At 38.1% G+C, this 12,757-nt stretch carries 16 protein-coding genes; 6 read left to right on the top strand and 10 right to left on the bottom strand.

The annotated features are described in order from the left end of the window. Nucleotides 1-53: 53 nt before the first annotated feature. The 5 genes from DV424_RS06000 to DV424_RS05980 all read right to left on the bottom strand — a co-directional run bounded on the left by DV424_RS06000 (nt 54) and on the right by DV424_RS05980 (nt 3,267). Nucleotides 54-2,222 (bottom strand): heavy metal translocating P-type ATPase, encoded by a 2,169-nt coding sequence (locus DV424_RS06000; protein ID WP_118859411.1) that lies wholly within the window; start codon nt 2,220-2,222, stop codon nt 54-56. After that, nucleotides 2,197-2,403, bottom strand: coding sequence for a heavy-metal-associated domain-containing protein (locus DV424_RS05995; protein WP_005656254.1), 207 nt, complete (start codon nt 2,401-2,403; stop codon nt 2,197-2,199). Before DV424_RS05995 ends, DV424_RS06000 begins: the two co-directional genes overlap by 26 nt. A 73-nt stretch (nt 2,404-2,476) precedes the next feature. Continuing rightward, nucleotides 2,477-2,683, bottom strand: coding sequence for a heavy-metal-associated domain-containing protein (locus DV424_RS05990; protein WP_005631184.1), 207 nt, complete (start codon nt 2,681-2,683; stop codon nt 2,477-2,479). Between the two features lie 85 nt (nt 2,684-2,768). Further along, complete coding sequence (locus tag DV424_RS05985; RefSeq protein ID WP_005631184.1) at nt 2,769-2,975, bottom strand: heavy-metal-associated domain-containing protein; 207 nt, start codon at nt 2,973-2,975, stop codon at nt 2,769-2,771. An 85-nt stretch (nt 2,976-3,060) separates the two neighbouring features. Then, the gene (locus DV424_RS05980) at nt 3,061-3,267 is read right to left on the bottom strand and encodes a heavy-metal-associated domain-containing protein (RefSeq protein WP_005654130.1); all 207 of its coding nucleotides are present in this window, start codon (nt 3,265-3,267) and stop codon (nt 3,061-3,063) included. A gap of 76 nt (nt 3,268-3,343) precedes the next feature. On the opposite strand from DV424_RS05980, the gene DV424_RS05975 reads away from it, so the two are divergent. After that, nucleotides 3,344-3,730 carry a Cu(I)-responsive transcriptional regulator gene (locus DV424_RS05975; RefSeq protein ID WP_005631185.1) on the top strand — a complete coding sequence of 129 codons (387 nt, stop codon included), beginning with the start codon at nt 3,344-3,346 and terminating at the stop codon, nt 3,728-3,730. Between the two features lie 13 nt (nt 3,731-3,743). On the opposite strand, the gene metJ is transcribed toward DV424_RS05975, so the two are convergent. After that, entirely contained in the window at nt 3,744-4,061 is a 318-nt protein-coding gene (gene metJ, locus DV424_RS05970; RefSeq protein WP_005634287.1) for a met regulon transcriptional regulator MetJ, read from the bottom strand. A 244-nt stretch (nt 4,062-4,305) separates the two neighbouring features. Here metJ and rho point away from each other — a divergent pair, with 244 nt between their 5' ends. Continuing rightward, complete coding sequence (gene rho, locus DV424_RS05965) at nt 4,306-5,568, top strand: transcription termination factor Rho (RefSeq protein ID WP_005629550.1); 1,263 nt, start codon at nt 4,306-4,308, stop codon at nt 5,566-5,568. A gap of 53 nt (nt 5,569-5,621) precedes the next feature. Here the strand turns inward: rho and DV424_RS05960 are convergent, their stop codons facing one another. The 4 genes from DV424_RS05960 to ppdD are packed head-to-tail and all read right to left on the bottom strand — an operon-like array spanning nt 5,622 to nt 9,359. Continuing rightward, nucleotides 5,622-6,314 (bottom strand): prepilin peptidase, encoded by a 693-nt coding sequence (locus tag DV424_RS05960; protein WP_118859410.1) that lies wholly within the window; start codon nt 6,312-6,314, stop codon nt 5,622-5,624. Beyond that, nucleotides 6,311-7,531, bottom strand: coding sequence for a type II secretion system F family protein (locus DV424_RS05955; protein WP_075913213.1), 1,221 nt, complete (start codon nt 7,529-7,531; stop codon nt 6,311-6,313). Before DV424_RS05955 ends, DV424_RS05960 begins: the two co-directional genes overlap by 4 nt. Continuing rightward, nucleotides 7,528-8,922, bottom strand: coding sequence for a GspE/PulE family protein (locus DV424_RS05950; RefSeq protein WP_118859409.1), 1,395 nt, complete (start codon nt 8,920-8,922; stop codon nt 7,528-7,530). Before DV424_RS05950 ends, DV424_RS05955 begins: the two co-directional genes overlap by 4 nt. After that, on the bottom strand, nt 8,919-9,359 hold the full coding sequence (ppdD, locus tag DV424_RS05945; protein ID WP_118859408.1) for a prepilin peptidase-dependent pilin: 441 nt from the start codon (nt 9,357-9,359) through the stop codon (nt 8,919-8,921). The genes DV424_RS05950 and ppdD overlap by 4 nt, the downstream gene beginning before the upstream one ends. Before the next feature lie 114 nt (nt 9,360-9,473). Here ppdD and ampD point away from each other — a divergent pair, with 114 nt between their 5' ends. The 4 genes from ampD to lgt all read left to right on the top strand — a co-directional run bounded on the left by ampD (nt 9,474) and on the right by lgt (nt 12,756). Further along, the gene (gene ampD, locus DV424_RS05940) at nt 9,474-10,028 is read left to right on the top strand and encodes a 1,6-anhydro-N-acetylmuramyl-L-alanine amidase AmpD (RefSeq protein ID WP_118859407.1); all 555 of its coding nucleotides are present in this window, start codon (nt 9,474-9,476) and stop codon (nt 10,026-10,028) included. Between the two features lie 525 nt (nt 10,029-10,553). Beyond that, nucleotides 10,554-11,144 carry an RNA pyrophosphohydrolase gene (rppH, locus tag DV424_RS05935; RefSeq protein ID WP_118859406.1) on the top strand — a complete coding sequence of 197 codons (591 nt, stop codon included), beginning with the start codon at nt 10,554-10,556 and terminating at the stop codon, nt 11,142-11,144. After that, nucleotides 11,144-11,941, top strand: a complete 798-nt coding sequence (locus DV424_RS05930; RefSeq protein WP_118859405.1) for a sulfite exporter TauE/SafE family protein — start codon at nt 11,144-11,146, stop codon at nt 11,939-11,941. Before rppH ends, DV424_RS05930 begins: the two co-directional genes overlap by 1 nt. Before the next feature lie 8 nt (nt 11,942-11,949). Next, nucleotides 11,950-12,756: a prolipoprotein diacylglyceryl transferase gene (gene lgt, locus DV424_RS05925; RefSeq protein WP_118859404.1), complete on the top strand. Its 807-nt coding sequence runs from the start codon at nt 11,950-11,952 to the stop codon at nt 12,754-12,756. The last annotated feature ends 1 nt before the right edge of the window (nt 12,757 follow it).

The following is a 12,757-nucleotide window of genomic DNA, read 5'->3' as shown; positions in this document are numbered from 1 at the left end:
GACAAAAAAATCGGTGCGATCACGACACCGATTGCGTATAAAAATAAATGAAATTAGAACCGCACTTTTTTCAATCTTAAAGCGTTCATCAATACGGAAATTGAACTCATCGCCATCGCGGCGCCTGCAATCACTGGATTTAGAAAACCGAAAGCAGCAAGGGGGATGCCGAGAATATTGTAAATCAAAGCAAAAAATAGATTTTGTTTGATATTTTTCAAGGTTGCTCTTGCAATAAAAAGCGCATCCACAAGTTGATTCACCGAATGTTGCATAAGCGTTGCCGAGGCGGTTTGTTCTGCAATATCTGAACCTGATTTCATCGCAAAACTGACGTTTGCAGCGGCCAAAGCAGGTGCATCATTTATTCCATCACCTACCATTGCGACAACATGACCTAGATTTTTCAGCTTTTGGATTTGTTCCGCTTTATCTCTTGGAGTTAGTTTCCCAAAGGCTTTCTTAATGCCGAGCTGTTTAGCAATGTAATCAACCACAGATTGTTGATCGCCACTCATAATTACGACATCAATATTTTGCTGTTGTAAGCGTTGAATGGCGTGCAAGCTATCGTTTTTTAAAGTATCCGTCAGTGCAAATGCACCGATGGGTTCATCATTTATGGATACTGCGACAATGCTCGCAATTTGCCAGATATCCTCTAAATTTTTAGGCAAGATTAAACCGCAATAATCGGGTTTACCGACTTTTATTGTTCCCACTTGTTCTAATTCCGCTTGAATGCCTTGACCGACTTCCATCTTTGAAAAAAGTGCGGTAGGAATGTCTAACATTTTTTGTTCTGCTGCTTGCACAATAGCTTTTGCAATTGGGTGGTTAGCTTGTCGTTCAACGGCTGCTGCAAAACGATACAAATCGTCTGCAGAATACACCGCACTTTGTGGCTGCCATAAAGCAGAGATTTCAAGCTCTCCTTTTGTTAATGTGCCAGTTTTATCAAGCACAACGGTATCCACATGGGCGGTTTCCTCCATTGCTGCCGCATCTTTAAACCATACGCCAGCATTGACCGCTTTACCTAAACCAACCATTATGGCTGCTGGTGTGGCTAATCCCAAGGCACAAGGGCAAGCAATCACAAGCACGGATACCGCGTGAATAAGTGAAGACACACTATCATTCGTCAGAATATAAGTGAGTGCGAAAGTAACAAGTGAAATCACTAAAACGACAGGCACAAACACGGAAGCAACTTTGTCAGCAAATCGTGCGATTGGCGCTTTTGATCCTTGTGCATCTGATAATGCATTCATCATATCGCCAAGTAAGGTTTGGCTACCAAGCTGATTTGCTCGATAGATAATAGAACCTTCTGTTACCATCGCCCCCGCTAATACTTTTCCACCTTTCTGTTTTTCTTCTGGGCGAGATTCCCCCGTTAAATGACTTTCATCACACCATCCATTTCCACTTTCAATTACGCCATCTGCCGCAATACGCTCGCCTTGATTCGCACGAATGATTTCGCCGATATTGACTTGGTCAAGAGCAATTTCACTCCATTTTTCATTACGTAAAACAGTGACTTTTTTCGGTGTCAGCTGCAAGAGCATACTCAAGCTATTTAAGCTATGCTTTTTAGTGCGATCTTCAAGAAATTTTCCAAGACTGACAAAACCAATTACCATTACAGAAGCTTCAAAATACACATGCCCCATTGCATGATCGGCGTGGTAAAACAGCATAAAAGCAGAATAAAGATAAATAGTGAGCGTTCCTGTGCTGACCAGTACATCCATATTGGCAAGTCCACCACGAATACTACCGATTGCTCCGCGATAAAATGGAATGGCTAACCAAAGTTGCACAATGCTCGCTAATGCAAATTGCCAAATCGGCGGTAACATTAAGTTATGGGAGCCACCTATCATACCAAGCATTCCAATCAGAAATGGAATATTGATTATCCAAAGTACGATTAATCGCCAAGGGATTGATGTATTTTCTTCTATTGGTAATTCGTTGGCTTGTTTGATATGGGCAGAGAAACCTGTTTTATGGATAATCTCTATAATTTGAGCTTCGCTTGCTTGCGTAGCGTCAAATACAACTTGTGCTTCTTCGGCAGCAAAATTTACGCCTGCTTGTTGCACAAATGGTTTTTTATTTAAAACTTTTTCAATGCGATTGGCACAAGATTGGCAGGTCATCCCACCAATCTGAATTGAAATTTTTTTACTCTGTGGCGTCAAATCCAGCATCTTCAATGACCTCAATCAACTGTGCAACATTGACTCGATTTTCATCAAAAGTAATATTTACTTTACCCTCTAATTGCACATCAGCAGATTGTACACCATCTAATTCAGTTAAAACTTGAGTAAGATTTTTTACGCAACAGCCGCAATGTATGCCTTTTATGTTTAATGTGATAGTTTTCATTTTTACTCCTTGTTAGTTGTTTTATTGATGAATGCGATTGGCAGGCCATCCCACCAATCTGAATTGAAATTTTTTACTCTGTGGCGTCAAATCCAGCATCTTCAATGACCTCAATCAGCTGTGCAACATTAACTCGATTTTCATCAAAAGTAATATTTGCTTTACCCTCTAATTGCACATCAGCAGATTGTACGCCATCTAATTCAGTTAAAACTTGAGTAAGACTTTTTACGCAACAGCCGCAATGTATGCCTTTTATGTTTAATGTGATAGTTTTCATTTTTACTCCTTGTTAGTTGTTTTATTGATGAATGCGATTGGCACAAGATTGGCAGGTCATCCCACCAATCTGAATCGAAATTTTTTTACTCTGTGGCGTCAAATCCAGCATCTTCAATGACCTCAATCAGCTGTGCAACATTAACTCGATTTTCATCAAAAGTAATATTTGCTTTACCCTCTAATTGCACATCAGCAGATTGTACGCCATCTAATTCAGTTAAAACTTGAGTAAGACTTTTTACGCAACAGCCGCAATGTATGCCTTTTATGTTTAATGTGATAGTTTTCATTTTTACTCCTTGTTAGTTGTTTTATTGATGAATGCGATTGGCACAAGATTGGCAGGTCATCCCACCAATCTGAATCGAAATTTTTTTACTCTGTGGCGTCAAATCCAGCATCTTCAATGACCTCAATCAGCTGTGCAACATTAACTCGATTTTCATCAAAAGTAATATTTGCTTTACCCTCTAATTGCACATCAGCAGATTGTACGCCATCTAATTCAGTTAAAACTTGAGTAAGACTTTTTACGCAACAGCCGCAATGTATGCCTTTTATGTTTAATGTGATAATTTTCATTTTTACTCCTTGTTAGTTGTTTTATTGATGGTTAAACTATAAACCTTTACATAAGGTTAAGGTCAAGAAGTTTTTTATGAATATTAGTGAAGCCGCAAAATTAGTAGGTTTATCTACAAAACAAATCCGTGATTATGAAAAAATGGGGTTAATTAAACCCGCTGTTCGCAGTTTGTCAGGCTATCGAAATTATGGAGAAAGTGATTTAGAAAGGTTGCATTTTATTCGACACTCACGCAATGTTGGGTTTTCGTTACATCAAATCGCACAATTATTAGCACTACAAGATAATCCTAAGCGTAGCTGCCGAGAAGTGAAAGTGCTAACTGCTCAACATATTGCGACATTAAATCAACAAATAGAACAGCTACAAAAAATGGTACAAAAATTGCAGCACTGGCACGACAGTTGTCAGGGCAATGGCAACCCTGAATGTTCAATTTTGAATGGCTTGAACGGATAAGTGAAAAGTGCGGTTAATATTCCCAACTTTCTGGATCGACACCTAATTCACGCATAAGCACTTTGGCATCTTCAGGGATTTCATCATTACGCTCTTTCATTAAATCCGCATCGGTGGGTAAAGGCTGTCCTGTGAATGCGTGCAAGAACGCTTCACAAAGCAATTCACTGTTAGTTGCGTGACGTAAACTTTTCAATTGGCGGCGAGTGCGTTCATTCGTCAAAATTTCCAGTACTTTAATGGGAATGGATACTGTAATTTTTTTTACTTGCTCACTTTTTTTGCCATGTTCTGCATAAGGGCTGATATATTTTCCGTCCCAATCCGCCATAATTTCCCTTAGAGCTTATCGATAACCTTACAAATTGTCCGTATTCTAATTAAAAATCAAATAAATAACAATCTAGACGGCTAAACTTCCAAAATAAGTTCTAAAAAAGTGCGGTAATTTTTTATATTAAATGCTAATAAAAGCTAGACTGCGTAGGGTTTTAGTGGTAATTTACGCGCCATTCAAAGGGTGCAAGCCCACCATTCGAATAATCAATTCTTATTAATTCCAACATTTATTCATTATGCATTTAACAGAACTTAAAAATACGCCTGTTTCTGATCTTGTGAAACTCGGCGAGGAGCAGATGGGCTTAGAAAATTTAGCTCGTTTGCGTAAACAAGATATTGTCTTTGCAATCTTAAAACAGCACGCCAAAAGTGGCGAAGATATTTTCGGCGGTGGCGTGTTAGAAATTTTACCAGATGGTTTTGGTTTCCTTCGTTCTGCCGACAGTTCCTACCTTGCAGGCCCTGATGATATTTATGTTTCCCCAAGTCAAATCCGTCGTTTTAATCTTCAAACTGGCGATAAAATCGAAGGCAAAATTCGTCCACCAAAAGAAGGCGAACGTTATTTTGCACTTTTAAAAGTTGATCAAGTTAATGACGATAAACCCGAAGTTTCTCGTAGCAAAATCTTATTTGAAAACTTAACGCCATTGCACGCTAATTCGCGTTTAAGAATGGAACGTGGCAATGGCTCAACAGAAGATTTGACTGCCCGTATTTTGGATTTAGCCTCGCCAATTGGTAAAGGCCAACGTGGTTTGATCGTAGCACCGCCAAAAGCGGGTAAAACCATGTTGCTGCAAAATATTGCACAAAGTATCACGCATAATTATCCTGATGTAGAGCTTATTGTATTATTGATTGATGAACGCCCAGAAGAAGTGACAGAAATGCAACGTTCCGTAAAAGGCGAAGTCATTGCTTCTACTTTTGATGAACCCGCAACTCGTCACGTTCAAGTGGCAGAAATGGTAATTGAAAAAGCAAAACGTTCCGTAGAGCATAAAAAAGATGTGGTCATTTTGCTTGACTCTATTACACGTTTAGCGCGTGCTTACAATACAGTCACTCCAGCTTCAGGTAAAATTTTGTCTGGCGGTGTGGATGCTAACGCATTGCATCGTCCAAAACGTTTCTTTGGTGCTGCGCGTAACGTGGAAGAAGGTGGTAGTTTAACGATTATTGCGACTGCGCTAGTTGATACTGGTTCGAAAATGGATGAAGTTATTTTCGAGGAATTTAAAGGTACAGGTAATATGGAATTACACCTTTCTCGTAAAATTGCAGAAAGACGTGTATTCCCAGCCATTGACTTTAAACGCTCTGGCACTCGTAAAGAAGACTTACTCACAACATCTGATGAATTACAAAAAATGTGGATTCTTCGTAAGATTCTTAATCCAATGGATGAAGTGGATGCAATGGAATTCTTGATTGATAAGCTGATGATGGCGAAAACCAACGAAGAGTTTTTTGAAGTGATGAAACGTTCGTAAAAGCAACCGCACTTCTATGAAGAACAAGGGGAAAATATTATGTTTTCCCCTTTTTAATATCCGTAATATTTGACGAAATAAATGATGACAGCTGATAAGTTCATAAAAGGGGCAAAAGGTATAAATTCTTTTTTCTTTTTATGAATAAGCGAAAAACATATTCCAAGCACTGAGGCTAATAATAAAAAGTGCGGTAAGGTTTCTAAATGAATAAAACTTCCTAATGCCATTGCTAGCCAATAATCTCCCCGTCCAAAGGCTTCTTTTCTGTAATAACATTTTGCAATCCAATAGATTGCGTAGAAAACAATAAAAAAACTAGCCGCACTTTTTATGCTTTCAGATAACGTTAGCAATGAAAAGTTATTGTCTGCTCCAAATAATCCTAGAGTAAGTAACCATAAACAGGGAGTCGTAGAAATAAGTTGATAGTGCCAATCAAGATAACTAATTGCCCAAAGGATAAGAAGTGTGAGCCCTAGCCATATAGCGAAAATAGAGTCCTTGAAGGCAATTTGTAAAAATATAAATCCAACTCCAACACTTAAAAAATACCTCAAAATATGACCGCACTTTTTTTGTTGAATAGAGGCAAAGTGCGGTTGAAATGGAGAACGGTTTTGTGGAAATAATTCAACGTAAGTCGCATAAATCTCTTGCTGCAAATGCGTAATAAAACCAGATAGGTAGAACCACAATGCGATTCCTAAGATACCGCCTAATAAAAACATTATGAAATAAATCATTGAATAACAGAACCCATATTAAAGATAGGTAAATACATTCCCATCATAATAATTCCAATCAGGCTTCCGATGATTACCATCATTAATGGTTCTAGCATTTGTGAGAGTAAGTCAATTTGATGATTAAGTTTTTCTTGGTAATTATCCGCGATATGCTCTAGCATCAAAGCGAGTTTTCCGCTTTGCTCGCCAATTTGTAGCATTTGTTGTGCTTCCATCGGGAAAAGATCGCTACTTACACTATGAGAAAACGCATAGCCTTGAGAAACCCATTGCAAAATTGACCGCACTTCTTTATCTAATACCATATCGTTTACAAGCGTTTTCTTGGTTTGCCAAGTTTGTGTGCGAGGAAGAAAACTGTCTAGTGCCTGATTAAGCGGTACGCCAGCCTGCAACATAATTTGTAAACTTTGACTAAAGTTCACTAAACGTGAAAGCTTTTGAATTGTGCCAAAAATAGGCGTGATAGAAATAAGTTGATTTTTCTTTTGATGAAACCAAGTCTGGCGTTTTAGATAGAAGTAATAAAATAGAAAAAAACTAAAAGCGAAAAATAGCAAAATGCCAATATTTTGCTTAAGAAAATTAGATATTGAGAGCAATATTGCGGTTATTGTTGGTAACTCAGCATTATTGCCACTGTACATTTCAGCAAATTGAGGCACGATAAAAAGCAGTAATGCGAGTGTCAATAATAGAGAAATTCCCAATACCATTGAGGGATATAACATAATTTTCTGTAATTTACGTTGTAATGCTAAAGATTGGCTACGATGCGTGGCTATTTTTTTACAAACAACGGAAAGTTTTCCCGTCATTTCTCCCACTTGAATCAGTTGAATTTCTTGTTGAGTAAGATATTTCCCTTGTTGTTCAATGGCTTGTGAGAATGCTAAACCAGATTCAATAGATTGAAGTAGTCGTTCAAGCCATTCATTGAGCATAATTTGAGTACAATTTTGTTGCAAAATTTGCAGACTGTTTTTTAACGGAATAGCGGACTGTAGCAACGTGGCTAATTGATTGAGTAATTCACTAATTTCTGAATTTTTGGGCTTTGCCCAAAATTGCCAGTTTTGTTGTAATTTGATGTGAGTAAGCCCGCGGCTTATTAATTGAAAATGTGCTTGTTGTTTCGTATCCGCAATAATTGAGCCTTTTTGTCTCTGATTTAATGAGTTACTACCTTGATAATAAAAGAGTTTTTTAGTCATGAGTTTTTACCTAGCACACGTTCAATTTCTTTCTCATCGGTTATTCCTTGATTAACTTTTTCTAGACCACTCTCTCGTAAATTCTCAAAATCCGTTTGATAGCCATTCTGCTGCCAATGTAGAAATTGATACACGCCGATTCGACCTCGATAACCTTGATGGCAATCACAAGAATTTGCTAAATTTCCACCGCACTTTGAACAAAGCTTTCGTACAAGACGCTGTGCAATGACGAGTAGTAAACTGTTTTCAATTTCATGTTGCTGAATACCGAGTTGTTGTAAGCGAGAAATGGCAGAAATTGCATCATTGGTATGTAAAGTTGAAAGCACCAAATGCCCAGTTTGTGCCGCACGTAATGCAATCCTTGCACTTTCTTCATCGCGAATTTCGCCTAACATAATAATATCGGGATCTTGGCGTAAGAAAGTGCGCAATAGGCGGTTAAAATCTAGTCCAATCTGTGGATTAATTTGGCTTTGAATAATGCCACCAAGCTCAATTTCAATGGGATCCTCAGCGGTCATAATATGTTTATCTGGCGTATTCAGCCACTGAAGTGCGGTGTAAAGTGAGATACTTTTCCCACTTCCTGTTGGGCCAGTTACTAAAATTAATCCTTGTGGTTGGCTAAGCGCGCGTTGAAATGCTTGCTGTTGACTCTCTGTCATGCCCAGTTCAGAAAAGCTGAGTTCTACTGGTTTATTTTGCTGTGCTCTCAGGACAACTTTCTCTCCCCAATGAGTTGGTAACGTTGAAAGACGGAAATCAAGAATATCGGAAAACGTAGTTTTAAATTGAAATCGTCCATCTTGTGGAAGTCGGGTTTCACTGATATCTAATTTAGCGAGCAGTTTTAGGCGAGAAATAATTCGATTCGCCAAATTTTTACTAAGTGGAGGCTGAGCTTGTAAAACACCGTCAATTCTAAACCGCACTTGGAAATGATCCGATAAGGTCTCCAAATGAATATCTGAGGCATTGTTTTGTAAAGCAGATTCAAAAATTTGATTAAGCAAGCGAATGACGGGCTCATCATCTTGTTGTTCAAGATGGGACTGTTCTTGATGTTGGTAATATTTAACTTGCTCTTCCACTTGAAGTTGATTTGGGGCAAGTTGCTGTAATAGTTCTTTAAGTTGAGTGCTTTCTAATAAAACTGGCTCAACAAGCTTGCCAGTTATAAACGCAATAGTTTCACAGGCGGAAAGATTAGAAAGAGAATCGACACCTAGCCAAAGGCGATTATTTTCTTCTTTGAGTGGTAAAGCAAAATAACGTAAGAGTAACGACTGTTGTTGCTGATTACGCCCCCATAAATCTGGCGAGATCGTAAATATCTCGCCATTTTGTGCTTTTACACGAGGTTTTGCACTAGTTAAGTCGATCATTTTGAACAGAATCCAGCAGGGAAAATATCGGCATTCGTTGTACCACAGGTGGTTTTCCATGTAACGCCTTTTGCACTATCGCCTTCAGCCGTGAGCGTGTAACTCATTCCAGCTAATGTACGATCACCCTCTACTGTTATTGCACCGTTGCTTGTTGTCACTGATTTTACATAGCCTTTTGCTGTTGTAATATCAGCCGCAATTCCATTACTTCCTCCCGAGCAAGTGGAAGGTTTGCCTGTGCTATAAACGCATAATTCCACATCTGACTTATAAGGTGCGGAAGCTTGCAGTAATTCGGATACCGCAGCTTTTTTGGTATAATTTTGATAAGAAGGAATAGCGATAGTGGCTAAAATCGCGATGATGGCGATGACTATCATCAATTCAATTAAAGTAAAACCTTTTTTCAAGGTTGTTTGTGTAGTTAGTTTCATTTATTTTCCTTTCGTTAAGCCTTTATTGGCTGAAATATTGTGAAAAGGGAAAATTGTTTTGTAAAACAGATCGCACTTTTTCTGCGATCCTGATCGCAAAAATAGGAAAAATGTATGCGAAAAATAAAAGATATTGACAAAGGATTTCTGACTGATTGTCGACAAATTCCATCTCCGCATTTTGATGAACGTCCAGATTTACAAGATATTTCACTTCTGGTGATCCATTACATTAGCTTACCGCCAGAACAATTTGGTGGCGGATATGTGGATGATTTTTTTCAAGGAAAATTAGATCCTAAGATTCATCCTTATTTTGAAGAAATTCATCAAATGTGTGTTTCTGCCCATTGCTTGATTGAACGAGATGGACAAATCACGCAATATGTTAATTTTAACTACAGGGCTTGGCATGCTGGATTATCCAGCTTTCAAGGGCGAGAAAAATGTAATGATTTTGCCATTGGAATTGAGTTAGAAGGTAGTAATGAACAACCTTTTACTAATGAGCAGTATTTGGCATTGCAAGAACTTACTAACCTAATCATGAAAAGTTATCCTAAAATTACGAAAGAGCGCATTGTTGGGCATTGTGATATTTCGCCAGGACGTAAGATCGATCCCGGTCAATATTTCGATTGGGAACGTTATTTTGCCAGCCTAAAATAATTTGTTTAAAAATTAGACATTAAAATTTAGAGACTTCTGTGTATTACAAATATTGTCATGTTTTGTTGCTAAGTGATTGAATTTAAATAGATAAATTTTATCTTAAAATTGTCTTGGGAAGGTTTGTTTAAGTTATACAACATTATGGATTTTCTCAATCACAATTTTATCCACAGAAATATTGAATAACTCAAAGAGATGACCAAAAGATCTTTGATGAATGGCGTCTCTTTAAAAATTGTATTTTTTTACCGCACTTTCTTCCATTTTTATATGTGAAAAGTGCGATTTATTTTTGTTTAAGATCTTTTAATTAGAAATAACCCAATTTATTTTTAAGTGTGATGAGATAAGGATTCCGCCCTGTTTTTACGTGATCAATTCACAATCAGAAATACGTTATTCACAATGTTATCCACAATCTGTGTATTTTATTGTGTAATCAGCCCTTTGGTTGATAAAAACACTGATTTATGAAACAATCTGCAGACTATTTTTATATGAAAAATTTAAGGTAAAACGATAGTGATCGATTTTGATGGCTACCGTCCAAATGTGGGTATTGTGATTTGTAATCGCAACGGGCAAGTGCTTTGGGCGAAGCGCTGTGGGCAAAATTCTTGGCAGTTTCCGCAAGGTGGTATTAATGATAATGAAAGTGCTGAGCAAGCGATGTATCGTGAACTGTACGAAGAAGTTGGTCTACAGCCTAAAGATGTGCGCATTTTATATGTATCTAAGCATTGGTTGCGTTATAAATTACCAAAACGTTTGTTGCGTTATGACAGCAAACCGATGTGTATAGGACAAAAGCAACGCTGGTTTTTGTTACAGCTTGTTGGCGATGAAAAAAATATCAATATGCAAACAACCAAATCACCAGAATTTGATGGGTGGCGTTGGGTGAGTTTTTGGTATCCTGTTCGCCAGGTCGTATCTTTCAAAAAAGAAGTGTATCGCAAAGCGATGAAAGAGTTTTCGGGCGTGTTGTTCTCAGAAAATCCTCCTGTATATCAACCTGCGCGAGAATTGGAGCAAAAATCTTATGCTCATCCTAAAAAATATAATGGTTCAAAATTTCCAAAACGTTCTTTTAATAAAACAAGGAATTCATAATGCTTAGCTTTATTTTACTTTGTTTGCTTGTGGGGGCTGTGGCTGGCTTTTTTGCGGGGCTTTTCGGTATTGGCGGTGGATTAATGATTGTTCCTGTGTTGGTGTATTTATTACCAATGGTAGGCGTGCCAGAACCTTTATTAATGTCTACCGCACTTGGAACCTCTTTCGCAACGATTGTTATTACTGGCTTTTCTTCGGCTCAACGACATCATAAGTTAGGTAATGTTGTGTGGAGAGCGGTGAAGATCCTTGCTCCGAGCATCATGGTTAGCGTGTTTATTTGCGGTTTCTTTATCGGAAAACTTGATCGCGATATTTCTAGTAAATTATTTGCCTGTTTAGTGGTTTATCTCGCAGTTAAAATGGTCTTATCTATTAAACCTAAGACAAATAAAACAGTTAAACCTTTGACGACTCAATCGTCTATTATCGGTGGCATTCTAATTGGCATGGCATCTAGTGCTGCAGGTATCGGTGGTGGCGGATTTATTGTGCCGTTTTTAAATTCTCGCGGTATCGATATGAAAAAGGCTATTGGTTCTTCGGCTTTCTGTGGCATGTTACTCGGAACTTCTGGAATGTTCAGTTTTATGTTAAGTGGCTGGGGGAATGCTGCAATGCCGGAATATTCTTTAGGTTATATTTATTTCCCTGCAGTGTTATGTATTACTGCTACATCTTTTTTCACGTCAAAACTTGGTGCGACAGCCACCTCAAAACTACCCGTGTCAATTTTAAAGAAAGGATTTGCACTTTTATTAATTACCATTGCTGTTGATATGTTTATTAGATAGAGAAAATTATGAATTCAAATTACTTGCTCCTGCCTCATTTTGATCCAACTATTTTTACTCTTGGTGATAGCAATATCGGCTTACGTTGGTATGGTTTGATGTACCTTTTGGGTTTTATTTTTGCACGCTGGCTTGCGGTTCGCCGTGCTAATCGCCCAAATAGCGGTTGGACAGTGGATCAAGTTGATACCTTACTTTTCAACGGTTTTATGGGCGTATTTATTGGCGGACGTGTTGGCGATGTATTTTTTTATAATTTGGATCGTTTCTTACAAGAGCCGCTTTATTTGTTCCGTGTTTGGGAAGGTGGAATGTCTTTCCATGGCGGCTTAATAGGGGTCATTGTTGCCATGATTTGGACGTCTTATTCACAAAAACGTAATTTTTGGCAAACCGCTGATTTTGTTGCGCCTTTGATTCCGTTTGGTTTAGGTTTAGGCAGAATTGGTAATTTCATTAATCTTGAGCTATGGGGACGCGAAACGGATGTACCTTGGGCAATGATTTTCCCAAATGATCCACTATTACTTCCTCGTCATCCATCACAACTTTATGAAGCTTTTTTAGAAGGCATAGTGTTGTTTGCAATTCTGAATATTTTTATTAAAAAGCCACGTCCAATGGGCTCTGTTGCAGGCTTATTCTTAATTGGTTATGGCGTCTTTCGTTTTATTGTGGAATATGTGCGTGAACCTGAAGTTGAAAATTTCTTTGGGATCATTACAAGAGGACAAGCGCTTTGCTTACCGATGATTATTGGTGGTGCCTTAATTATGGCTTGGGCGTATTCACGCAAAAGTGCGGTAATAAAATAGG

Origin of the sequence: Haemophilus haemolyticus, from assembly GCF_003493605.1 — a bacterium.
Lineage (GTDB): Bacteria > Pseudomonadota > Gammaproteobacteria > Enterobacterales > Pasteurellaceae > Haemophilus > Haemophilus haemolyticus_J.
The sequence above is the reverse complement of the archived record's forward strand: the minus strand, read 5'-3'. Positions and strand labels throughout refer to the sequence as shown.